The 23,655-nt window shown below is 70.9% G+C and carries 19 protein-coding genes and 1 riboswitch; of the genes, 10 read left to right on the top strand and 9 right to left on the bottom strand.

Annotation, left to right across the window (positions count from 1 at the left end; translation table 11 throughout):
* Window positions 1-160 precede the first annotated feature (160 nt).
* Window positions 161-778 carry a TetR/AcrR family transcriptional regulator gene (locus OG485_RS35895; RefSeq protein ID WP_328672704.1) on the bottom strand — a complete coding sequence of 206 codons (618 nt, stop codon included), beginning with the start codon at window positions 776-778 and terminating at the stop codon, window positions 161-163.
* Window positions 779-1,043: 265 nt separating this feature from the next.
* Between OG485_RS35895 and OG485_RS35890 the strand changes: the two genes are divergently transcribed.
* Together OG485_RS35890 and OG485_RS35885 are read left to right on the top strand one after the other, a co-directional pair.
* Entirely contained in the window at window positions 1,044-1,976 is a 933-nt protein-coding gene (locus OG485_RS35890; protein ID WP_328672703.1) for a phosphatase PAP2 family protein, read from the top strand.
* Window positions 1,973-2,938, top strand: coding sequence for a hypothetical protein (locus tag OG485_RS35885; RefSeq protein WP_328672702.1), 966 nt, complete (start codon window positions 1,973-1,975; stop codon window positions 2,936-2,938). Before OG485_RS35890 ends, OG485_RS35885 begins: the two co-directional genes overlap by 4 nt.
* Window positions 2,939-3,060: 122 nt before the next feature.
* Here OG485_RS35885 and OG485_RS35880 read toward each other — a convergent pair whose 3' ends face one another.
* The 3 genes from OG485_RS35880 to OG485_RS35870 all read right to left on the bottom strand — a co-directional run bounded on the left by OG485_RS35880 (window position 3,061) and on the right by OG485_RS35870 (window position 6,624).
* On the bottom strand, window positions 3,061-3,900 hold the full coding sequence (locus tag OG485_RS35880) for a phospholipid scramblase-related protein (RefSeq protein ID WP_328672701.1): 840 nt from the start codon (window positions 3,898-3,900) through the stop codon (window positions 3,061-3,063).
* A 52-nt stretch (window positions 3,901-3,952) separates the two neighbouring features.
* A complete protein-coding gene (locus OG485_RS35875; RefSeq protein WP_328672700.1) occupies window positions 3,953-6,004 on the bottom strand; it encodes a phosphocholine-specific phospholipase C in 2,052 nt (683 codons plus the stop codon).
* Between the two features lie 155 nt (window positions 6,005-6,159).
* The gene (locus tag OG485_RS35870) at window positions 6,160-6,624 is read right to left on the bottom strand and encodes a DUF3592 domain-containing protein (protein WP_328672699.1); all 465 of its coding nucleotides are present in this window, start codon (window positions 6,622-6,624) and stop codon (window positions 6,160-6,162) included.
* A 493-nt stretch (window positions 6,625-7,117) separates the two neighbouring features.
* Between OG485_RS35870 and OG485_RS35865 the strand changes: the two genes are divergently transcribed.
* The gene (locus OG485_RS35865; protein WP_328672698.1) at window positions 7,118-9,934 is read left to right on the top strand and encodes an ABC transporter substrate-binding protein; all 2,817 of its coding nucleotides are present in this window, start codon (window positions 7,118-7,120) and stop codon (window positions 9,932-9,934) included.
* 118 nt (window positions 9,935-10,052) lie between these two features.
* Window positions 10,053-10,275, top strand: a riboswitch (cobalamin riboswitch).
* A 165-nt stretch (window positions 10,276-10,440) separates the two neighbouring features.
* Complete coding sequence (gene metE, locus OG485_RS35860) at window positions 10,441-12,759, top strand: 5-methyltetrahydropteroyltriglutamate--homocysteine S-methyltransferase (RefSeq protein WP_328672697.1); 2,319 nt, start codon at window positions 10,441-10,443, stop codon at window positions 12,757-12,759.
* Between the two features lie 166 nt (window positions 12,760-12,925).
* Here the strand turns inward: metE and OG485_RS35855 are convergent, their stop codons facing one another.
* Complete coding sequence (locus OG485_RS35855) at window positions 12,926-13,684, bottom strand: CbtA family protein (RefSeq protein WP_328672696.1); 759 nt, start codon at window positions 13,682-13,684, stop codon at window positions 12,926-12,928.
* Window positions 13,685-13,705: 21 nt separating this feature from the next.
* On the bottom strand, window positions 13,706-13,927 hold the full coding sequence (locus tag OG485_RS35850; RefSeq protein ID WP_328672695.1) for a CbtB domain-containing protein: 222 nt from the start codon (window positions 13,925-13,927) through the stop codon (window positions 13,706-13,708).
* Window positions 13,928-14,646: 719 nt separating this feature from the next.
* Here OG485_RS35850 and OG485_RS35845 point away from each other — a divergent pair.
* Complete coding sequence (locus OG485_RS35845; RefSeq protein ID WP_328672694.1) at window positions 14,647-15,099, top strand: STAS domain-containing protein; 453 nt, start codon at window positions 14,647-14,649, stop codon at window positions 15,097-15,099.
* Window positions 15,100-15,601: 502 nt separating this feature from the next.
* On the opposite strand, the gene OG485_RS35840 is transcribed toward OG485_RS35845, so the two are convergent.
* Window positions 15,602-15,880, bottom strand: a complete 279-nt coding sequence (locus OG485_RS35840) for a hypothetical protein (protein ID WP_328672693.1) — start codon at window positions 15,878-15,880, stop codon at window positions 15,602-15,604.
* A gap of 390 nt (window positions 15,881-16,270) precedes the next feature.
* On the opposite strand from OG485_RS35840, the gene OG485_RS35835 reads away from it, so the two are divergent.
* The 5 genes from OG485_RS35835 (at window position 16,271) to OG485_RS35815 (ending at window position 21,945) form a co-directional block, all read left to right on the top strand.
* The gene (locus OG485_RS35835; RefSeq protein WP_328672692.1) at window positions 16,271-16,501 is read left to right on the top strand and encodes a hypothetical protein; all 231 of its coding nucleotides are present in this window, start codon (window positions 16,271-16,273) and stop codon (window positions 16,499-16,501) included.
* 1,062 nt (window positions 16,502-17,563) lie between these two features.
* Window positions 17,564-17,920: a hypothetical protein gene (locus OG485_RS35830; protein WP_328672691.1), complete on the top strand. Its 357-nt coding sequence runs from the start codon at window positions 17,564-17,566 to the stop codon at window positions 17,918-17,920.
* 2 nt (window positions 17,921-17,922) lie between these two features.
* The gene (locus OG485_RS35825; protein WP_328674779.1) at window positions 17,923-18,741 is read left to right on the top strand and encodes a GAF and ANTAR domain-containing protein; all 819 of its coding nucleotides are present in this window, start codon (window positions 17,923-17,925) and stop codon (window positions 18,739-18,741) included.
* 31 nt (window positions 18,742-18,772) lie between these two features.
* Window positions 18,773-19,498, top strand: a complete 726-nt coding sequence (locus tag OG485_RS35820; protein ID WP_328672690.1) for a GAF and ANTAR domain-containing protein — start codon at window positions 18,773-18,775, stop codon at window positions 19,496-19,498.
* A 26-nt stretch (window positions 19,499-19,524) separates the two neighbouring features.
* The gene (locus OG485_RS35815) at window positions 19,525-21,945 is read left to right on the top strand and encodes a phosphoketolase family protein (protein WP_328672689.1); all 2,421 of its coding nucleotides are present in this window, start codon (window positions 19,525-19,527) and stop codon (window positions 21,943-21,945) included.
* Between the two features lie 186 nt (window positions 21,946-22,131).
* Here OG485_RS35815 and OG485_RS35810 read toward each other — a convergent pair whose 3' ends face one another.
* Both OG485_RS35810 and OG485_RS35805 read right to left on the bottom strand, forming a co-directional pair.
* On the bottom strand, window positions 22,132-22,536 hold the full coding sequence (locus OG485_RS35810; RefSeq protein ID WP_328672688.1) for a DUF5994 family protein: 405 nt from the start codon (window positions 22,534-22,536) through the stop codon (window positions 22,132-22,134).
* 33 nt (window positions 22,537-22,569) lie between these two features.
* The gene (locus tag OG485_RS35805; RefSeq protein WP_443048832.1) at window positions 22,570-23,580 is read right to left on the bottom strand and encodes an acyl-CoA desaturase; all 1,011 of its coding nucleotides are present in this window, start codon (window positions 23,578-23,580) and stop codon (window positions 22,570-22,572) included.
* Window positions 23,581-23,655: the final 75 nt, after the last annotated feature.

The raw sequence follows: 23,655 nt of genomic DNA, 5'->3' as shown, positions 1-23,655 counted from the left end.
GTCCCGGCACCGGGACACCGCGGACATGGATCGGCCGGGTGGAGCGCCCCTCCGCTCAAGGGGAACCCCACCCGGCCGGGGGGTGCGCGCCGCCCCCGTCCCCACGGTGCGGCGCGATACAGGCCGACGTCCGGTCATCCCACGGACAGCGGCCTGAGATTCAGGTGAGACCCAGCGTCGGCAGCACGACGGCCTCCACGAACCGTGTGAGATACGCCGCGTCCGCGTACTGGCCGTCCAGAAGGGGCCGCACCCTCAGGACGCCGAGCATCTGGGCCGGGATGAACTCCAGCGCCGGGTGACCGGCGTCGACCTCGCCGCGCTCGACGCCGCGGCTGATCATCTGCCGCAGCTCGGCGACCTCGGGCTCGACGAGCGCGTCGCGCAGCGCCTGCTGGAGCTCCTTGTCCTGCATCACGGCATTGCCGAGGCCCTGCAACAGCTGCGTATTGTCCCGGGCCGACCAATCACCCGCGGCCCCGGCCGCAGCGCGGAGGTCGCCGGCGAGCGATCCGGTGTCGATCCCCGTGAACCGGGGACAACGGTTGTTGCGCAGCGCGGCGGCCACGAACTGGGGCTTGGACTTCCACTGCCGGTAGAGGGTCGACTTGCTGCACCGGGTGCTGGCGGCGACTCCCTCCATCGTGAGCGCCTCGTACCCGCATTCCCTGATCTGTTCGAGCACGGCGTCGTAGAACTCCCGCTCACGCTCGGGCGTGATTTTGGAGCGGCGCGAGGCGGCGACCGTCTCCGGTCCGTCCGCGGCCTGCGACGTCATGAGGCTTCTCCTCGCTCGATCCGGGCGATGCCGGTGCGGTCTTGCGCTCAGTGTAATCGATACGCGAGGGTACCGGTACGCATCCGTATCGGTACACCTGCGTATCGGTACATGCTCGTATCGGTACACTGCCGTATCGGTACACTGCCGTATCGATGAGCCTCGGACAGGACCCACTCCTCCCGCACAGGGAAGGCCGAGTGGATCCTGTCCTGGGCTCACCGCGCACTTCACGACATCGAGCAGTCAGCAAGGGGGCCGGGGGATGGATTCCCGAACCGAGCCTGTGGATTCCGCGTCCGGGTCCACGTCAGAACCGGAGCCGCCCGACGCGGCGACACCATCGGCCGCGTCACACGACGCGGCCGCCCGAACGGGCCCTCGCCCTCACGCGCAGGCCCGTCCGGACACACGCCCCGACGACACCGCCGCACGCCCGCCGCTTCTGCGGGAGCTGCTGCTCGTCGTCGGGCTCTTCGTCGTCTACAAGGCCGGCCGTCTGCTGGCCACCGGCCGCACCGACGAGGCCTTCGCCGACGCGCACGGCGTCTGGGGCTGGGAGCGGTCCCTGCGTCTGCCGGACGAGGGCTCCGTACAGACCGCGCTGCTGCACAGCGACACCCTCGTGCACCTCGCGAACACCTACTACGCGACCGTCCACTTCCCGGCCACCGCCGCCTTCCTGGTCTGGCTGTATCTGCGGCGCCCCGCGCACTACGTGTGGGCCCGCCGGATCCTCGCCCTGGTCACCACGGCCGCCCTGGCCGGGCACCTCGCCTTCCCGCTCGCGCCGCCGCGGCTGCTCGCCGAGACGGGCCTCGTCGACACCGGCCAGGTGTACGGGCCCACCGTGTACGGCGCGCACCCGGCGGCCGACGCCCTGGCGAACCAGTTCGCGGCGATGCCGTCGCTGCACTTCGGCTGGGCGCTGATGGTCGCGATCGGCCTGATCACCGCGACCCGGTCGCGGCTGCGCGCGCTGTGGCTGCTGCATCCCCTGCTCACCCTGCTGGTGATCGTCGGCACCGCGAACCACTACTGGCTCGACGCGATCGCGGCGACCGCGCTGCTCTGCGTCGCCCTCGCCGTGGTCCACCCGCCGCACCGGACGGCGACGGCCCCGGGACGGCACCCCGGCCACCAGCCCGCCGCGATCCCCGTACGTGATCTGCCCGAACTCGTGGGAGCGGGGCGATGAACCCGACGCTCGTCGCCGTCGCCCTGTCCCTGGTCTCCGCCGTCGCCTACGCCGCCGCCGCCGTCGCGCAGGAGCGGCTCGCCGCCCGGTCGGTCGGCTCGGGCACGCTGCGCCTGCTGACCGAGGGCGCCTGGTGGTGGTCGGTCACGCTGAACGCCTCGGCCGCGCTGCTGCACGTGGCGGCCCTCAAGTACGGAACCCTCACCCTGGTCCAGCCGCTCGGGGCGCTCACCCTCGTGGCCGCCGTGCCGCTGGGCGCGCGGGTCGCCGGACGGCGCGTCAGCGCGGTCGAGTGGCGCGGCACGGCGCTCACCCTGACCGGCCTCGCCGCGCTGCTCGTCACGGCGTCCGGGGCCGCGCCGGACGAGGTGCTGAGCCTGCCGCAGGCGCTCGCCGTCGCGGGAACGACCGCCGCGGTCATCGGCGCGCTGGGGCGTGGTGCACGGCCGGGGCTGCGGCACGCGACGGCCGCCGGGTTCGCCTCGGGCGTGGCCTCCGCCCTCACCCAGACCGTGACGGTCGCCGCGACGGACCGTTCGGACTCGCCGCTCAGCGCGCAGGTGGTCGTGGTGGCACTGCTCGTGGCGGCCTTCGCGGCCGGCGGGCTGCTGCTGTCGCAGACCGCCTATCAGGGCGGGCTCGGCGCCCCGCTGGCCGTCGTGACGCTCGCCAACCCGCTGGCCGCGGCGGCGATCGGGCTGTCCCTGCTCGGTGAGCGTCTCCAGGGCGGCGCGGCGGGCCTGCTGCTCGCGCTCGCGGGGGCGTCGGTCGCCGCGTGGGGCGTGGTGACGCTCTCGCGTTCGGCGCCCGAGCCCGCCGCGACGACGGACGCCCGCCTGGACGGCCCGGCGGACGACGACCACCCGGTCGCCGCGGTGCTGGCGCTGGGGCCGAACGGCGCGGCGTACGAACCCTCGTTGGTGCCCCGGCAGACCGACTCGGGCCATCTGACGTCCCTTTAGCGGGGCGTCGCCGCAGGAGACCGCGGTCGGTGCGACGGGCGGGACGGGCGGGACGGGCGGGACATGCCGGAAGGGCGGCCGCGGAGAGATCCGCGGCCGCCCTTCCGTTGCACCGTGACCTGTCAGCCCAGTCCGCGGGAGTCCTGCTTGAGCGCCGTGTCGACGGTCAGCGCCGTCGCGACGACGAGGCTCAGCAGCGGCTCGGGGAGCTGGAAGTGGATCTGCAGGACGTAGTTGTCCGCGGTCGTGAACATCGTCTTGGCGAGGCCTTCCCAGGTCTTCGTGATCCGGGCCACCTCTTTCTCCGACTCGTCGACGATCGCGAAGTTCCAGGCACGCCAGTTCTCCGCCTTGATCGCGCCGACCTGCCGGCCGTCCACGTTGATCGCGAAGTTGATCTTGCCGATCATGTTCTTCTGGACGATCTCACCGACGGTGGAACCGTCCGGACGCGTCACGATCACGCGGGACTTGAATATCTTCGCCGGCCGGGTCAGCAGCAGCTGCGGCTGACCGTGGGCGTCGCGGATCTCCATCCGGTGGGTGAGGAACTGGTCGAGGCTGGAGACGAGCCGCAGGATCTTCCGCAGCACGCCCTGACCGACCTCGGTGACCGAGCCGACCGGGTTGCCCTGCTGGTCCATGACCTTGTACTCGTTGGTCAGCTCGATCAGCTTGGCCTTCTGGTTCACCACCAGGACCGGCTCGGTGAACAGCGTGCCGCCGCCGACACCGCTCGGGGCCACCCCGGCCTGCTGCTGCACCTGGCGCTGGACGCGCGGGTCGGGGGCGGTGGCCTGCTGAGGGAAGGGCTGCTGGGGCGGGGTGCCCTGGTGCGGCACCTGCTGCCCGGCCGGGGCCTCCTGGTCGGTCCACTGCGAGCCGTCCCAGTAACGCTGCGTCTGGGACTTCCCGTTCGGGTCCGGGTACCAACCTGCAGGAGTGTTCGATTGCGTGGTCACCGGGGCACCCTACCGTGGCCTGGCCGGAAAACAACGGTCAGTTGTGGACCCATCAGACGGTGATGAGGGCGGGGTCGCTCACACCGGGCCGGCCATTCTCGACATGTCCGGCGAATCGCCGCAAGAAGCCCGCCTGGCCGTCGGCGACGACGCTCAGGTCGTACCAGGACTCGCTCGCCCGCAGGTCCACCGTGTGCTTCACGGTCGCGCCCGCCCGGACCCGGAAGACCTGGGACGGTCCGCCGTAGCCGTTCGTGAGCCTGAGCGTCGCCGTGGACGCGCCCTTGTTCACGAAGGTGAGCTCGACGTCGCAGCCGGCGTGGCGGGCCGTTACCTCCGGTCCCGCCGTCCCGTTGGCGCCCTTGAAGGTGCGCAGGAAGCCGTTCGGACCGTGCACCACGAGGTCGTACGAGCCGCCGGAATAGGCCGAGTTCCAGGTGTCCGAGATGGTCTTGCCCGCTGCCGTGGTGTACGTCCAGGGGCCGTCGGCGCGGTTGCCGGAGGTGACGAGGAAGGCCGCGCCCGCCTTGGGCCCGGAGCCGAAGGTCAGCGTGAACCTACCGGCCGCGGTGTCCGCCGAACCGTCCACGAGAGGGACGTACTTGAGCGGGCGGGTCGGGCGCGAGCCGCGCTCCTGCCGGGGCAGGGCGGGGTTCGCGGGAGGGGTCGGCACGTAGTCCGGGTGGCGGGCGCCGTCCGGCGGCCGGTAGCCGTCGGTGCGGGGCAGCGTGACCGGCCCGGCGTCCTTCCGCGCGAAGTCGAAGGCGGCCGTGAGGTCGCCGCAGACAGCGCGTCGCCAGGGCGAGATGTTGGGCTCGCGCACCCCGAACCGGGCCTCCATGAACCGGATGATCGAGGTGTGGTCGAGGGTTTCGGAGCAGACGTAACCGCCCTTGCTCCAGGGCGAGACGACGAGCATCGGCACCCGCTGCCCCAGTCCGTAGGGTCCGGCCGCGTGGCTCGCGTCGCCCGCGTACAGGTCCGGGCCGACGTCGACCGTGGACTTGCCCTGCGCCGCGGACTGCGGCGGGAAGGGCGGCACCAGGTGGTCGAAGAAGCCGTCGTTCTCGTCGTACGTGACGAACAGGGCCGTCCTGCTCCACACCTCGGGGTCGGAGGTGAGCGCGTCCAGCACCTGGGAGATGTACCAGGCGCCGTAGTTGGCGGGCCAGTTGGGATGCTCGGTGAACGCCTCGGGAGCGGCGATCCAGGAGATCTGCGGCAGCTTGCCGCCCTGCACGTCGGCCCTGAGCCCGTCGAAGAACCCCTCGCCCTTGCGGGCGTCGGTGCCGGTGCGGGCCTTGTCGTACAGCGGGTCGCCCGGCTGGGCGTTGCGGTACTGGTCGAAGTACAGCAGTGAGTTGTCGCCGTAGTTGCCCCGGTAGGCGTCGGGGATCCAGCCCCAGGAGCCGTTCGCGTCCAGCCCGTCGCCGATGTCCTGGTACACCTTCCAGGAGATCCCGGCCGCTTCCAGCCGCTCCGGGTACGTGGTCCAGCGGTACCCCGCCTCGTCGTTGCCGAGGACCGGGCCGCCGCCCTTGCCGTCGTTGCCCGTGTAACCGGTCCACATGTAGTAGCGGTTGGGGTCCGTCGAGCCGATGAACGAGCAGTGGTACGCGTCGCAGACGGTGAACGAGTCGGCCAGCGCGTAGTGGAACGGGATGTCCTCACGCGTCAGATACGCCATCGTCGTGGCCGACTTGGCGGGCACCCACTTGTCGTACCTGCCCTTGTTGAACGCGGCGTGCCCGTCGCTCCAGCCGTGCGGGAGGTCCTTGATGAACGCGAGACCGAGGTCGTCCAGCTCCGGGCGGAAGGGGAGCACGTCCTTGGTGCCGTCCGACTGGTACCAGACCGGCTTGGTGCCGGCCGGGCTCGCCGGACGCGGGTCGCCGAAGCCGCGGACGCCTCTCATCGAGCCGAAGTAGTGGTCGAACGAGCGGTTCTCCTGCATCAGGACGACGATGTGCTCGACATCCTCGATCGTGCCCGAGCGTCGGTGCGCCGGCACGGCGGCCGCGCGCTGGACGCTGCCGGAGAGCGCGGTGAACGCCGCTGTACCACCGGCGAGCTGGAAGAATCGGCGCCGATTCACTTGAGGCATGAGTGGGTGACCTCTTGTCCTGACGGGCCCATGGGCCGGAGGTTGACGGAAGGTGCGCGAAGGAAGCTTTCCAAGCGCACCGAACGTCGGGAAAGGGCGCCCTGTCCCTCGCGTGAAGGTCGGCGGTACGCGAGACGAACGGTTCCGGACCGGGCCTAAGCTCCGGCGGCGAACAGGGAGAACACGCCGATCCCGACACCGGCGATGACCAGCGCAATGATCAGCGCGAAGCCGAGGAACGCCAGAAGGCAGCCGAGTTCCCGCTGCGCCGTCCGGTCGCCGGGCAGGGCGACCGTGGCCCCTTCCGGGTCCTCCGGCAGATACGAGACGGTGAACAGGTCGCCCGGCATGGTGGTGTTCGGAGCGGTGTCCTCGAACCGGACCTGCCGGCCGTCGTGGGTGACGTACTCGAAGAGGTAGTAGCGCCGCATCGAGGTGCCGTACCCCCCGCCCGAGCGCCGCACGGTTTCGATCCTTATGCATCTGCCCTCGGTGCGCAGCCCGCGCTGTTGCGCCCGCGTCCGCCGACGGACCTTCCTGACCGCTATCACGCCTCCGGCGACCGGGGCGATCACGATGACGGACACGAGCGCGACAAAGACAAGGAGGGCGAAGATCATTCCAAGTTTCCTTTCCAGCATGGGGTACTGACGGCACGTCGGAGAACGTGCGTCCAAGGGAAGCCGGGCGCTCCACCGGAACGCCGCACCGGACAGGGCGGGTTCACCCGGCCGGCAACGACGCGCCCGGGGCTCGGCCGGCCCGGAGACCACCACCCGCCTCTGCCGTGAGAGCGGGTCACATGGGTCCCCTGCACGTCAGGACGGACGCCGGGCCACTCGCGTTCCATCGGAACCGCCGCAGAGTCGACGGATGTCCCGCGCCCGAGGCGGGGCTTGACGAGAGCAGGCATCAAGGAGCGGGTGCATCCGTGGCGGCGCCGCCGGTGCCACGGGCCAGGGCGAGGGGCGGCCTGCGGGATGGTCGCAATGCGAGTGCACTGCGCACGCGGTACTTCATTAGCGGTCAACTAGCGGCAAATCCGCTGTACCGCACATTCCGTCCATAGACTCACGCAACACCCCCTCGAAATATGCCATTTGGAGGTTTCACTTGCCACGTCCACCCCTCGGCGACGAGCGACACCGGACCGTGTCCGCCGACCTCCACCGGATCGTCCGGGTGCTCGACCCGTACCTCATCGACCGCCGGGCCGGCTCGTCGCGTCGGCATCGGTCCCGCGAGCACGGGCTCCCGGCCCTGCTGCTGGCCCGGGTGGCGGTCGGTGGCGCGGTCACGGACACCGCGGAGCCGGATCCGGGGCTCACCCCACTTGTGCTGGACTACATGGAGCGCCTCAAGTCCTCCGGCGACGGGGCCCACCAGGACGGTACCCACTTCGCCCCGTACGCGGTCGTCGGCGACGTAGGGCCCGACCAGCCCCGCGTGCGGGAGGACGGGCCGCACCTGCTCCTGCTGGAGGACGTGGCGGAGCAGCTGAGGGAGTCCATGCCGGAGGGTGCCGGGGCGCTGCGGCTGCCCGAGTTCGACACCTGTCTCTCGGTCCTGCGCGCCACCGTCCAGGAAGTCGACGCGGCGGGCCAGCGGCGCGCCCTGCGCAAGCTGCTGTGCGACGCGTACGCCACGAGGTTTCACGAGGCGTTCCCCGTCGCGCAGCTCGGCGAGGCCATGGACGGATGGTGGGGCGCTCCGTTTCGCCTGCTGAGCGTCGTGGCCGGCTGGCTGTGGCGCCGGTGGTACGGCATGCGCGTCGACAGGCGCCACCCGTGGGTGAGCCGCTTGCTGGACGTGCCCGGCCGCAGCTTCCTCAAAGCGGCGGTGCACCTGCGGGTGACGCACCGTCTCGCCCTGGCTCACGAGGCGGCGCAGCCCGCGCAGGCGGTGGAGTCGCGCGAGGAGGAGCTGGTCCGCGAGATCCTGCTCACCGCGTTGATCCGCGACCTGGCGAAGGCGGCCCGGCCCCGTGCGTGGAGTCGCCTCCGCCCCCGGCGCGCATGGCCCTTCGTGGTGCTCCTGCCAGCCGTGGGCGGCGCGGGATCCGCCTGCCGCGAGTTCCTGGACACATACGCCGCGGTCGCCCACGACATCGAGAGCAGTCCGCTGCTGGTGCTGGGCGCGGCCACGGACGAGCTCCCCCCGTACGCCGCGAGTCCGCCCCTTCGGGCGCTGCCCGCGCAGCGAGGTGCCGTCGGCACACGCCCGACAGGTCACGGGGTGACCGCGCAGTTCTCGGCCGCGGTCGCCGGCCACGCCACCGGCACGGTGCGGGTGCTGGCGCTGCCGCGTACCCCGGACGACGGCGCCCCGGCGGCGGAGGTGCCCCTGCCCGCCACGGTGGACTTCCGTTCTCCCCTTGTCCGCGACTGGTGGCGTCCGGTGGCCGCCGCGACCGCCGCGGTGATGCTGGGCGCGGGCGGCCTCGTCCTGTCCCGGGAACTGGTGGAACTCCTCCCCGACGGAAGTCTCGCGGCCTCCTGCCGGCACGTGGGTACCGGAGAGGTCGTCGGCCTGACCGACGGCAACGACGGCTGCGACCTGGCCCACGGCGAGTACGCCGAGGACTTGAGAAAGCTGGAGAAGATCCTCGGCCACCAGAACGCGAAGGTGGACACGGACCGGCCCTACCGCACGGTCGTCTTCTTCGCGCCGCTGAGCGTCGGCTCGACGTCCAAGCGCACCGCGCCCATCGGCTTCCAGACACTGCGCGGCGCGCTGCTCGCCCAGGAGAACGTCAACAGCCGCCGCCTCAAGGCTCAGGTGCCCGTACGCCTGCTCGTCGCCAACGCCGGCGAGTCCTTCCACTACGGCTCGCGCGGCGGCCTGAACCAGAGCAACAAAAGCACTGTGGACGTCGCGAAGATGATCGTCGACCGGGCGGGCCGGGACCACATCGCGGCCGTCATGGGTCTCCACCAGAGCCGTCCGGAGTCCCAGCAGGCCGCGATCGAACTGGGAGCCCAGGGCATCACCGTCCTCGGGACCGGCGTCTCGGGCCAGCGCATGGTCGACGGCGACTCGCCCGTGTCGTACTTCCAGCTCTCACCGCCCGACGCACGCATCGCCGAGGTCATGGCGTCCTTCGCCCGTCACTCGCCTCAGCTGCGCGCTCTGACGGACCCCGCTCCCAGCGACTCCGGTCCGGCCGCCGTCGTGGTCTACGACCCCAAGGACGAGTACTTCAGCGCCGACCTCGCCCACCGGTTCGACACCGCCTACCGCTCGACCGGGCCGGTGCACTTCGTGAAGTACGGCGAGATGGAGAACGGCCGCACCACACGGGCCATCGCCGACACCGTCTGCACACTCGTCCACAGCACAGGCGGCTTCGTCCTGTACGCGGGCCGCTCCAGCGTCATGGAGGACCTCTTCGAGCACATGCAGACCGACCAGGCCTGCCGCGCCCGCGTCGCCCCGGTACCGGTGCTGGCGGAGAGCCCGGCGCCGGACGTGATCCTGCATCCGGACCTGATGCGCAAGGAGTACGGCGCGCTGAAGCTCTTCTACAACCAGTTCAGTCTCCCGCTGCCCGACGGGCCCTTCGGTGAGAGGTTCGGCCGGACCTTCCACCTGTCCGCCGAGAACGACGCCGCGCTCGGATACGACGCCGTCGAAATCCTCACCGAGGCCATGAACGCCATCGTCTCGACGGACCCGGGCTTCTCACCCAGGGCGCTCGTCACCCATCTGCAGGATCCCGGCATCCACAACTACGTGGGGGAATCCGGGGTCATCACCCTGGACAGCGATCACCACTACCCACCGAACAAGGAGATCCACATCCGTGAGATCACCCCCGCCGGAGACAAGCTCACGGACCTGACCTGCGGGGTGCTCTCCCAAGGAGCGAGGAACGCCACGCACTGGGGCCCCGATGACCGTTTCGACTGCCCGGTGGACAGCGTGTCCTGACGCTTCATCAGGCAGCGGCACGAAGCGAAGTGTCCCGCCCTGTGGCGTTCGGGCCTCCGGTCTCGCGGCTCAGCGTCCGGATCACGGATGTGCCGCCCCCTTCGGCACGTCACCCCGTAGGGTGGCTGGTGCAGCTGGTTCGCCCCGTCCGCCAGGCGGGATGCGTCGCAAGAGGGAACCCGGTGGGAATCCGGGACTGCCCCGCAGCGGTGAGCGGGAACGACCGCCGTCATACGCACTGGACCCGACGAACAGGGTCTGGGAAGCGACGGCCAGTAGGTGTCCTCCGCCAGGAAGACGTGCCCGCAAGTCCGAAGACCTGCCCGCTGCCCGCGCACGAACCACTCGTGCGCGGACATCCCGGTGACCTCGTGGGCGGGTCGGCGTACATATCGGCGGATGACCGCGCTGTTCCGAGCCGTGTCGCTTCCGTCCGGTTCGTCGCCCCTTCGCACTCGCGTCCCGTTGCCGGGATCTCAGGGATTCATCTCGCGAAGGAGATCTCCGTGACCACCAAGCCCGCAGCCGCGGCAGCACGGGCCACCGTGTACGGCTACCCGCGCCAGGGTCCCAACCGGAAACTGAAGAAGGCGATCGAGGGCTACTGGAAGGGCCGCGTCACCGCCGACGCCCTCCGCGCCACCGCCGCCGAACTGCGTCGCACGAACTGGCGCGAGCTGGCCGACGCCGGCATCGACGAGGTGCCGACCGGCGACTTCTCGTACTACGACCACGTCCTCGACACCACCGTCATGGTCGGCGCGATCCCCGCCCGCCACCGCGCCACGGTCGACTCGGACGCCCTGGACGGCTATTTCGCCATGGCGCGCGGCACCCAGGACGTGGCGCCGCTCGAGATGACGAAGTGGTTCGACACCAACTACCACTACCTGGTGCCCGAACTGGGCCCGGACACCGTCTTCGCGGCCGACTCCACCAAGCAGGTCACCGAGCTGAAGGAGGCACTCGCCCTCGGGCCGAGCGCCCGCCCGGTTCTGGTCGGCCCGGTCACCTACCTCCTCCTGTCCAAGCCCGCCCCGGGCGTGCCGGCGGACTTCGACCCGCTCACCCTCCTCGACCGGCTGCTGCCGGTGTACGCCGAGGTCCTCGCCGACCTGCGCGCGGCGGGCGCGGAGTGGGTCCAGCTGGACGAGCCCGCCCTCGTCCAGGACCGGACCCCGGCCGAGCTGGACGCCGCGGCGCGCACCTACCGCGGGCTCGGCGCGCTCACCGACCGGCCGAAGCTCCTGATCGCCTCGTACTTCGACCGGCTCGGCGACGCCCTGCCGGTACTGGCCAAGGCTCCGGTCGAAGGTCTCGCCCTGGACTTCACCGAAGCCGCCGCCGCCAACCTCGACGGCCTCGCCGCTGTCGGCGGCCTGCCCGGCAAACGCCTGGTCGCCGGTGTGGTCAACGGCCGCAACATCTGGGTGAACGACCTGGCCACGTCGCTGTCCACCCTCGGCACCCTGCTCGGCCTGGCCGACCGGGTCGACGTGTCGGCCTCCAGCTCCCTGCTCCACGTCCCGGTCGACGCGGCCCTGGAGCGGGACATCGAACCGCAGATCCTGCGCTGGCTCGCCTTCGCCCGCCAGAAGACGGCGGAGATCGTCACCCTCGCCAAGGGCCTCACCCAGGGCACCGGAACGATCGCGGGCGAACTCGCCTCCAACCGTGCCGATCTGGCCTCCCGCGCGAACTCGCCGATCACGCACGACCCCGCGGTACGGGCTCGCGCCGCCGCCGTCACGGACGCCGACGCCCGCCGGTCCCAGCCCTACGGCGAGCGCGCCACGGCCCAGCGGGCCCACCTCGGTCTCCCGCTGCTGCCGACCACCACCATCGGCTCCTTCCCGCAGACCACCGAACTGCGCACCGCCCGCGCCGACCTGCGCACCGGCCGCATCGACACGGCCGGTTACGAGGAGCGCATCAAGGCCGAGATCCAGGAGGTCATCTCCTTCCAGGAGAAGACCGGTCTCGACGTCCTCGTGCACGGCGAGGCCGAACGCAACGACATGGTGCAGTACTTCGCCGAGCAGCTCACCGGGTACCTGGCCACGCGGCACGGCTGGGTGCAGTCCTACGGCACCCGCTACGTCCGCCCGCCGATCCTGGCCGGCGACATCACGCGGCCCGAACCGATGACGGTGCGCTGGACGACGTACGCCCAGGCCCTGACCGATCGGCCGGTCAAGGGCATGCTCACCGGGCCGGTCACCATGCTCGCCTGGTCCTTCGTCCGCGACGACCAGCCCCTCGGCGACACCGCCCGCCAGGTCGCCCTCGCCCTGCGCGACGAGGTCAACGACCTGGAGGCGGCGGGCAGTTCGGTGATCCAGGTCGACGAGCCGGCCCTGCGCGAGACTCTTCCCCTGCGCACCGCCGACCGGCCGGCCTACCTGGCGTGGGCCACCGAGGCGTTCCGGCTCAGCACCAGCGGGGTGCGCCCGGACACACAGATCCACACGCACATGTGCTACGCCGAGTTCGGGGACATCGTCCAGGCCATCGACGACCTGGACGCCGACGTCATCAGCCTGGAGGCCGCCCGCTCCCACATGCAGGTGGCCCGCGAACTCGCCGCGCACGGCTACCCGCGCGAGGCGGGACCCGGCGTGTACGACATCCACTCCCCGCGCGTCCCCACCGCGCAGGAGGCCGCCGAACTGCTGCGGGCCGGACTGAAGGCGATCCCCGCCGAACGGCTGTGGGTGAACCCCGACTGCGGCCTGAAGACCCGCGGCTGGCCCGAGACCCGAGCCTCCCTGGAGAACCTGGTCGCCGCCGCCCACGCGGTACGCGGCGAACTGCCCGCCTCCTGAGCCGTACCTTCGAGCGGCCGGGGCGCCACGCCCGCCCCGGCCCCCGGCCGGCGGCTGAACCACGGAGCGGTCCCGGTCGAATCGTCCATGGGCCTCTGCGGGCGAAAGGGCTCCCGCAAGTCACGTCCTTGCGGGAGCCGAAGGGCCCTCTTGTGTTCCGAAGGGTTCAGTTCGCGGCCGGAACCGCTCGCCCGGAGGCGACCGCCGCGGGCTTCGGGTTGAGCAGACGCTCGGCCAACTCGCCGAAGACGAGGCCGAATCCGCCCCACAGGACGGTCTGGATGGCCAGCGCGGAGAGCCTGAACCGCCACAGCAGGGTGGCCGGGAATTCCCCCGGCACCTCGTTGATCACGGGCAGGAACTCGTAGGCCAGACCGATCACCACAGCGAAGGCTGCCACCGCGACCAGGGTGGCGTACCACGTGCCCAGGCTGGGTGCGAGGCGCTTGCCGAGGATGGTGGCGCCGACCGCCAGGAGCACGCTGAGAACCATCATCAGGAAGTACAGGGTGGTCCGCTTGCCGATGGTGTCGGGGGCGCCGACCGACGGCGGGTTGGCCGGGTACTTCAGGAACGGCACGACGTACACGGTGAGCAGCGCGGTCCCGGACAGCAGAAGCGCGGTCGCGCGGGCGCTGAAGCGGCCCACGCGGCCGAGCGCGAAGCAGTAGGCGAGGGCGGCGATTCCGCCGAAGGCGACGCCGTAGATCAGGACGCCGGTGGCGAGACCGGCGGTGGACTGGAGGCTGCGGGAGACGAGTTCGACCTCGTGCCCGTGCTCGTGGGCGTGCGCCTCCTCGAAGCCGATCGCGCTGTCGACGGCCGGTTCACCGAGCAAGTAGGCGACGACCAGGGCGAGTACACCGGCCGCGAGGCCGGCGAGCATGCCTCGCACGAGCAGGTTTCTTACCGTTGCGGAGTTCATGAGCGTGTGTCGTCTCTCGCGTCAGTGGCAGGGGAAACCGAGCAGGTGGCGGGCGTCGTGCACCCACTCGTGGACGTTCTCGCCGGAGACGACGGAGGTGGCGCCCTGTTCGGCGCCGACGAAGTACAGCAGGACCAGCATCAGGATGCCGAAGAAGGCCGCCCAGGGAGCTATCGCGGTCAGCGGCAGCTTGGCGGGGATGACGGGGGTGGTGGCTGTCGGCGGAGCGACGGTCTGCGCCATGGCAGGACCTCCTCGGGAGTTCGCGTCCCATCTCGGTGGTGCACAGGATGACGCCTACGGGTCTGACTCACGGGCGCCCAGCATGGCTGGAGCGTCTCGTTCACAGTGGCGCGACCGTGCCGGATTTCCACCGGCTTCCGTCTTGACGTCATCAATCTCGGACCCGACCGTACCGCGTGGCGCGTACCTGGCCAAGACCGCACCACCTGGCGTGATCTACCCCTCACACCAGGCGGCCGGTCCATTGGGGGCCGTGCGTCAGAGGTGGCGGAGGGGTCTGCCGTTCCAGCGGGGTCGCGCTCCGAGTACGTGTCTCGCTCAACCCTCCGAACTGGCGCTCCACATCGGCCTTTCCGTGAGACGGAGGCGGTATCGCGCCCCCGCGCGGCATCATGTCCAGGCGTCGCCCGGGTACGCGGAACGGACGGCTGCCGACCGTCCACCGGACCGGGTCGAGGACTATGCTGCCGTACGGGCGTCCCAGACCCTGGCGGCTTGTCGTTGCTCGACACAGATGGCTGCAGGGAGCGGATTCTTCGTCCGTGACCCGGCGCATCCCTGGAGGGAACTGGGCGGGTCCGGTGTGCTGTCGCACGGGCCGTCAGACCGGCCGCTGCTCCGCCTCCGCCGAACGCACGCCCTGCCGGCAGCGCGCCATGGGGCCAAGATCCCCGGCGTCGCCGCGTCCGCTGCCGGATGGTCTACCGAACCGAGGCGTCATGCCCCGACCGCAGCTCACCGTCTGCCGCCATGACCGGGGGAAGCAGGTACTGATCACCCTGGCCGGTGAGATCGACCTGGAATCGGCCCCGTTGGTACGCACGGCACTGGCGCGATGTCTGAGCGACGGCATCCGCACCATCGACATCGACCTCACTCCCGTTACCTTCTGCGACTGCACCGGCCTCAACGTCTTCCTCCACGCCGCGCAGCAGACCACCGAGGCCGGCGGGACCCTGCGACTGCACCACCCGCCACCGGCACTGGAGCTGATCCTCGACATCACCGGCTCCGGGTTCCTGCTCCTCGACGTTCCGCTCGGGCGTCTGTCACCTCCGCTCGGGGACGTCCCGGCCCCGACCGCCCAGACCCCGCGGCGCGGGGCGGGGGCAGCCATGAAAGCCCGTGGCAGTGAATCGTCCACCGTGGAAGCGGCCGGTCACGTCGGGTGAACCGCGGGCCGGCACCGGGCGAGGGCGCGGAGCCGCCGCTCAGCAGCTCGTCCGATCCCGCCGATCAGTAGGCCGCAGGTTCGAATCCTGCAGAGTGCGCAGCAGGCCAGTGGGCCAAAGGAGAGCACGGTTGATGCGACGCCCAGGAAAAGTACGAGCCGCGCCACCCGCAGTAACATGGAGGGTGGGTTGGCTCACTCTCACGTGCAGCCGCCCGGAAGGGCGACTCCGGCGTGTTTGCGCCGGAGTCGTTGCGAGAGCCGAACTGGCGGTCCCGGCCAGGCCGCGGCCTTCTACTGCGCGGCTCGCGACGACGGGCGTCCCGCCCAAGAGGGACAGCGCATGATCCGGGCAGCCGGGATCCGCGAGTGGCGCACCCCTGACACCCCGGTGTGCCTCGAACCGACGGGGTTTCCATGCCGGGCGGGCCAAGGCGGTCTCCGCGAGCCCGGTGTGGCCGAAAGCCACCCGGAAACCTCGTGATGCCAGGCCGGTCCACCGGTCACCCGCGGCGTTCGTGGTCCCGGCGGTCCTCACGCCTCCAGCGCGCCCGGTTCTGTCGGCTGTAGCGGCGGTCCCAGCGGTCCTGCCGGTCCCGGCGCTCCTCGTAGTCCCGGTAGCCCTTGCGATCGGAACCGTCGCCACGGATCCAGCCTCCCCCGCGATCGCGGCCGTAGCGGGTGGCACCGAAGAGCAGCACGGCCGCGGCCACCCACCAGAGGGGATTGAGAAAGCCCAGGCCGAACAGGACGACGATCGGCACGAGAAGCAGAACAAACACGGCGGGCCTCCCCGGAGCGGAACAAACCATCACTGCCGGGGGCCAGGGCCTGTTCACACAGCGTAGCCCTTCCAAGAGGTTACGGATAGCGCACCGTGTCCGCGGCGTCCGACGGAAGCGGTCGCAAGCGGATGGCCACTTGACGTCTGTCCGGGGAGTACGGCGAGGGCTAACGTGCGTGGTACGGCCCGAGCCCCCGGCAGCGTCGATCACCTCTCGCGCTCCCTCGGGGGCGCACCTCACGCATCAGCGCCGGACTCCGTCCCGTCACCAACGGGCTGCTCCCGCACCCGTCGTCGCCACCGGGCCCTGACGCAGCTTCGATGCGCCCCAGGCGGGCACCCTCGTGCCGTCCGCCGCGTCGCACGCATACCACCGCAGGCGGTACACATGTACGCGCTGATCGTTCCGGCTTCGACCCCCTTCGTCCTGCTCGCTGCCGTGATGGGCCTGTCCTGGTGGGAGGACCGCATCCTGCCGACGCCATCGGCCGAGCCGGTGAACGCTCCCGCCGAGGCTCCGTTCGCCCCAGCGGCCCCTGCCCAGCTCGCAGAACTCCCGCTAGTCGAGACTGCGTTGACCAGGGAGGTGGCCGGGCGTCGAACCGACGGCCCGGCGTAGGCCATGCCGCTCCGGATCATCCGGACGGCACATCCGCCTTCCGATTCGCCCGGACCCCGCGGAAGTCAGTAATGTCCCCGCGATCAGGAGGACCGGCATCGATCCTGTGACCACTTACCGCCGGGCAGGACCCGGTCACCGACGCAGACCGACGAACCACGGCTCACGTTCCGGCAGTACCGGGAGATCCCTCCCGCGAGCGCGGGGCAGGTGAGGCTTCTTCGGCGGAGCGGACGGTACGACGGACGGACGGCCCGGCTGACGGTGTCTCACCCGCGTTCAACGCCCCGGCACGGCATGGAAGCCGCCCGATCACCGCCGGGTACATCGAGGTGCCCCTCTCCGGACCAACCAGGAGACCGGCCTCGGGACTATGCTGCGTACGGACGTCCCAGACCCCGGCGGGCCACCACTGCTCGGCCCACATGCCTGCGGAGAGCGGATCACCCGTCCTCCCGCCGCACGCATCCCCGAGGTGACCGGCCGGGTCCTACGCTCCGGAACAGCGGCTGCTGGATCGGTCCTTCACCTGTCTGCACGACCGTACGACCGTACCGCGTACCCGGTGCGGTCTCGTGAACCGAGGCACCCTGTCCATGGGTATCCCACCGATCCTGAACGTCTGCCGGCACGGCACGGACAACCGGGCGCCGCTCACCCTGACCGGCGAGAACGACCTGCAACCGGTGCCCTTGGTACCGGCCCGGACTCCCTCGTCCTCGCCCTTCCCCATGCCTTCGCCGGGAGCCGACCGTCCTCGCGGCCCTCTCCGGTGCACCGGGCCACGCACCGGCTCGCCCCGGCGCCGGCTGCTCTCCCGGACGGTGTGCTGCGACGGCCCTGGCCGGGTCGATCCGATCGCGGGGGCGCGCAGACCACCAGCCGTTCAGCACGCGCACGACGCCCCTGGGTCAGGGGTCGGTTCAAGGGGTCGGTTCAAGGGGTCGGTTCAAGGGGTCGGTTCAACCGCAGGCAGGTCATGGAACCGCGGGAGGATCTGGCGGACCCGTACCCGGAGTCCTGCACCGTGTCGCGCACGGCACCTGGAGACCGGGGTCCGCGATGCTGACCGCTGAGGCATCGAACCTGGTGGGATACGCGTCCGGATTCCCCGTACGCGGTGACGACTCCGGTGGGCCGGGATTCGGCCGAGCACTCCCGATCGTGGTCGGCCGGCTCACCAGTGCCGGCCGGGCCTTGACCTTAGCCGTCGCCGTCGCCGTCGCCTTCGCCTTCGCCTTCGCCGGAATCCTGGTTCGTCCGCAGGCGCGGGGCCGGGACGAGGCCCGCCGACCGCAGGAACGAGACGGCCGCGGGGCGGCCGACGGCGCCGTGCTCCTGACGCCGGTTCTCCCCTTGGGGGTGCGAACGGCGTTGAGGCTGGAGGGACTTGATCACCGCTCCTGGACCCGGTGGTGACCATGATCCCCGGCAGCCGGCCGGCGCGGATCCAGGCTCTCGTGGCCGAGCAGGCGGCCCTGCGCGGCGCCCGGGTCGGCGTCCTCGACGTGTGCACGGCGGCAGTGGCGGCACTGCCGGTCGGCGGGGCCGGGATGTCCGCGATGTCCCGCGACCGGGCGAGTCATCCGCTGTGCAGCACCGACTCCGTCAGTCAGCATCTGGAAGAACTCCAGCTCACCCTGGGCGAGGGGCCGTGTGTGGACGCCTACGTCCTCGGCTCGACGGTCCTCTGCCCCGACCTGTTGGCCGGTGAACTCCAGCGACATTGGACGGTGTTCGCCGACGCGGCCCTGGAAGCCGGTGCCAGAGCGGTCTTCGCCTTCCCCCTGCGGATCGGGGCCGTCAGCCCCGGCGTACTCGACCTGTACTCCAGCAGCTCGGTCGAGCTGGACGCGGAGGAGGTGGCCGATGCGATGGCCTTCGCCGACGCTGCCACGCTGATTCTGCTCGGTGCCCGGATCAGTGAGACGGGTGTCCCGTTCGACACCCACGCGCCCGACGCCGACGCGGCCGGCACCGACCGGGCGGACGCCGCACCCTTCGACGACCTGGGCGGATACCGCGCCGAGATCGACCAGGCCACCGGCATCCTCATGGTCCAGCTCGACGTCGGCTTCGAGGAGGCCTTCATCCGGCTGCGCGCCCACGCGTACGCCCGAGGGACACGGCTCTCGGTGGTCGCCGCCGACGTGGTCGCCCACCGGCTCCGCCTCCCCCCGGACACGGCTCCGTCCGACATCCAACCGCCGGATGCGCGACCACCCGACGAGGAGTCCTGATGCTCACGCCCCATACACAGAGGTGTGCACGATGAAGGAACAGCTGATGGCCCGGACGTTCGTCGAGCTCGCCGACAGTCTCGTCGCCGACTTCGACCTCATGGATTTCCTGCGTCTGCTCACCGACCGCTGCGTCGACCTGCTCGACGCGAGCGCGGCGGGCGTCCTGCTCGCCGACCGTGACGGCGTACTGCGCGTCATGGCCGCCTCCGACGAACGGGTGCGCCTCCTGGAACTCTTCCAGCTCCAGAACCACGAAGGCCCCTGCCTGGACTGCTTCCACACCGGAGTCGCGGTCTCCGTCCACGACCTGCGCAACGAGGCCGCCCGCTGGCCCCTGTTCGCAGCCCAGGCTCAGCGCAGCGGTTTCAACGCCGTCCAGGCGCTGCCCATGCGCCTGCGCGACGAGGTCGTGGGCGCCCTCAACCTCTTCCACGCCGCCCCGGCGCCCATCAACCCCGCCGCCGCCCCCTTCGCCCAGGCCCTCGCCGACGTCGCCACCATCAGCCTGCTGCAACAACGCACCACCGAGCGCAACACGCTCCTCAACGAGCAGTTGCAGTCAGCCCTCAGCAGCCGCGTCCTGATCGAACAGGCCAAGGGAAAGCTCGCCGAACGCCGCCACACGGACATGGAACAGGCCTTCACCACCCTGAGGGCCTACGCCCGCTCCCACAACCGCCGCCTCTCGGACGTCGCCCGCGCCTTCATCGACGAAACCGAATTCCTCCCCGGCCTCAGTTCCCGAAGTTCCTGAGCAGCCCTCTTCAAGAAGGGTTCGTCATGCCGCTCGATCCCCCTCGCGAGACCTCGCTCGACACCCCTGTACGCATCGGCAACATCGACGAGGAGGAACTGAACGCGCTGGACGCCCACTGGCGGGCGGCGAACTATCTGGCCGTCGGGCAGATCTACCTCATGTCCAACCCCATGCTGACCGAGCCCCTGGCACCCGAGCACGTCAAGCCGCGACTGCTGGGGCACTGGGGTACCTCACCTGGACTGAATCTGGTCCACACGCACCTCAACAGGGTCGTGAAAGACAGGGACTTGGACGCGATCTGTGTCTGGGGGCCAGGTCACGGCGGGCCCGCCGTGGTGGCGAACTCCTGGCTGGAGGGCAGCTACACCGAGACGTACCCGGACATCACGCGGGATACCGCCGGCATGGCCCGCCTCTTCCGGCAGTTCTCCTTCCCGGGCGGCGTCCCGAGCCATGTCGCGCCCGAGACGCCCGGATCGATCCACGAAGGCGGCGAGCTGGGCTACTCCCTCTCGCACGCCTACGGGGCCGCGTTCGACAACCCAGGGCTACTCGTGGCCTGCGTGATCGGCGACGGTGAGGCCGAGACGGGCCCGCTGGCCGCCTCCTGGCACTCCGGCAAGTTCCTCGACCCGGTACACGACGGTGCCGTCCTGCCGATCCTGCACCTCAACGGCTACAAGATCGCCAACCCGACGGTCCTGGCGCGGATACCGGAGCCCGAACTCGACTCCCTGCTCAGGGGATACGGCCACGAGCCCCTCCATGTCACCGGGGACGACCCTCATGCCGTCCACCGGGCGATGGCCCGCGCCATGGACGAGGCCCTGGACCGCATCGCCGCCCTCCAGCACGCCGCCCGCACCGAGGGCACCGACTCCGCCGTCACCGAACGCCCACGGTGGCCGGTGATCGTGCTGCGCACTCCCAAGGGCTGGACCGGACCGGCCGAGGTCGACGGCCTCCCGGTCGAGGGCACCTGGCGAGCCCACCAGGTCCCCCTGTCTGCCGTACGCGAAAACCCGGACCATCTGCGGCAGTTGGAGCAATGGCTGCGCTCCTACCGGCCGGAGGAACTCTTCGACGAGCACGGACGCCCCCGGGACCAGGTCCTGGCCTGCGTCCCCGACGGCGCGCACCGTCTGGGCGCCAACCCGCACACCAACGGCGGCCTGCTGCTGCACGACCTGCCCCTCCCGCCCCTGGAACGGTTCGCCGTCCCGGTCGACAAGCCCGGCGCGACGGCGCATGAGCCGACCCGTGTCCTCGGCGACCTGCTGGCGCGGGTGATGGCCGACACGGGCGAGCGGCGGGACTTCCGGCTGGTCGGCCCGGACGAGACGGCCTCCAACCGTCTCCAGGCCGTCTACGAGGCGAGCGGCAAGGCGTGGGAGGCCCAGGTACTGCCGACGGACGAGCACCTGGAACGCGGTGGCCGGGTGATGGAGATCCTGTCCGAACACACCTGCCAGGGCTGGCTGGAGGGCTATCTCCTCACGGGACGGCATGGTCTGTTCTCCTGCTACGAGGCCTTCGTCCACATCGTCGACTCCATGGCGAACCAGCACATCAAGTGGCTGCGTGTCGCCCGCCGGCTCCCCTGGCGCCGCCCGATCGCCTCCCTCAACTACCTGCTCACGTCCCACGTGTGGCGTCAGGACAACAACGGCTTCTCCCACCAGGACCCCGGTTTCGTCGACCACGTACTCAACAAGTCCCCGGAGGTCGTGCGGGTCTACTACCCCCCGGACACCAACACCCTTCTGTCCGTGGCGGATCACGTGCTGCGCAGCCGCGACTACGTCAATGTCGTCGTCGCGGGCAAGCAGCCCTGCTTCGACTGGCTCGACCTCGACGCCGCCCGCGCGCACTGCGCCCGCGGCGCCGGGATCTGGTCCTGGGCCGGCACCGAGCCCGAGCGCGGCGGGCCGGACGTGGTGCTCGCCTGCGCGGGCGACGTGCCCACCCTCGAAGTGCTGGCCGCCGCCTCGCTGCTCCGTCTCCATCTGCCCGAACTCGCGGTACGGGTGGTCAATGTCGTCGACATCGCCCGGCTGCTGCCCGCGGAGGAGCACCCGCACGGCATGTCCGAGAGCGAGTACGACGCGCTGTTCACCCCCGACAAACCGGTCGTCTTCGCGTACCACGGCTATCCGTGGCTGATCCACCGGCTCGCCTACCGGCGCGCCAACCACCCGCACCTGCACGTCCGCGGCTACAAGGAGGAGGGGACCACCACGACCCCGTTCGACATGGTCGTACGCAACGACCTCGACCGGTACCGGCTGGTCATGGACGTCATCGACCGGGTGCCCGGTCTCGCGGTCCGTGCGGCGGAGCTGCGGCAGCGGATGGTCGACGTCCGCTACCGCCATCACGACTGGATCCGCGCCCATGGGGCGGACCTGCCCGAGGTCGCCGATTGGACCTGGAGTCAGTGACCACCCGGGTGGCGGAGATGCGGGGTGGGGGGACGCCTCCGCCGAGGACGCGAAGGCCGTGCTGGCCGCGCTCGCGAGCGGCCCCGGCGGCCTGTCGGGAGCCCACGGCATCCCTGGGTGCCGCGGGCCACAACTGATCCGACAGGCACCGTCAACGGACAGCGGTGCCCCACCCCACGCTGTCCTTCACGGCGTGTCCATGCTGTCCATGAGCTCCCCGGCCTCCGCCTCCGTGGCCGCGGGCGGTACGACCAGCAGGTCCCACCGGCCGCGGCCGGGCGCCAGCAGGCAGACGATGGACGGGGCGTGCCGGCTGGTCGTCCGACGCAGGCGTACCACCTGGTCGGCGACGAACAGCCGGCCCGGGAACGAGGCCCATACGGCCTCGTCCGCAAGGACACTGCTGACGTGCCCCCAGGCGGCCGGCAGCCCGCCCAGCAGCTGGGGCAGTTCGGACGTCAGATCGGTCGAGCGGGGCCACCAGGCACCGTCGATGTGCCGGGGCATGTGGCCCTGTGCCGGTCGGGCCGACAGACGCAGGCGGACGGCGGACGACGGGAGCGGGGGCCGGGGCGGGGGAACGAGTGTCATGGGAACTCCTGAAGGAGACACGGTCGATCGGGTTCACACGCGGCGGGCGGCGATACGGTCCGGGGTGGGCCAGCGCACGTCCCTGACCCAGCCGAGGCGTTCGAAGAGGCGGATGACGGCGGCGGAGGGGTCGAGCTGGCCACGGTCGACGCCGTGCCGGGCGCTGGTGGGGTCGGCGTGGTGGAGGTTGTGCCAACTCTCGCCGAAAGAGAGCAGGGCCAGAGGCCACAAGTTGGTGGCGCGGTCGTGGCGACGGGTGCGAAACGGACGCTCGCCGATCACATGGCAGAGGGAGTTCACGCTCCAGGTGACGTGGTGGAGCAGGGCGATGCGGACAAGTCCCGCCCACAGCAGGGCGGTCAGAGCGGACGCCCAGGTGCCGCCGATCAGTCGGCCCGCGGCCAAGGGGAGGACGAGGGTGAGCACGCACAGGGCCGGGAAAGCCCTGGACACGGCCCGGATGTCGCGGTCGGCGACGAGGTCGGGAGCGTAACGCGCAGCGGACGTGGGGTCGTTGCGGAAAAGCCAGCCGACGTGGGCGTCCACCAGGCCCCGTAACTGGCCGCGCACAGAAGTGCCGTAGCGGTACGGAGAGTGCGGATCGCCCGGCCGGTCGGTGAAGGCGTGGTGGCGGCGGTGGATGGCGACCCAGCCGATCACGTCACCCTGGAAGCTCATCGACCCGGCGGTCGCGAGCGCGATGCGCAGTGGCCGTACGGCCCGGTAGCCGCCATGGGTCAGGCCCCGGTGGAAGCCGACGGTGACGCCGAGGCCCGTGACCGTGTAGAGCACCGCGGCGAGCAGGACATCGACAGGATGGATCAGGCGCCCCCACAGCAACCAGCCGGCCAGGCCGAGTGCCAGGAACGGCAGGAAGACGATCAACGCCGTGATCGTCAGAGAGAGGCGTTCGTTGCCGGTGCGCTCGCACGTCGTTCCGCCGCGCGGGAAAGGCGCCCTCCCGTCGTACTCCAGGAGCGGCGGGACGATTTCCGGCTGAGTCACGGACGCGGGACGGAGAGACCGGAGAAACGGGAAAGACATGGGCGGTCCTTGACCTCGGTGACGACAGTGCGGCCGGGGTCTTGGGCTGCGCCTATTCGACGGCGGGTGGATGGG

Source organism: Streptomyces sp. NBC_00328 (assembly GCF_036139655.1).
In the GTDB taxonomy this organism is placed as follows: Bacteria; Actinomycetota; Actinomycetes; order Streptomycetales; family Streptomycetaceae; genus Streptomyces.
The sequence above is the reverse complement of the archived record's forward strand: the minus strand, read 5'-3'. Positions and strand labels throughout refer to the sequence as shown.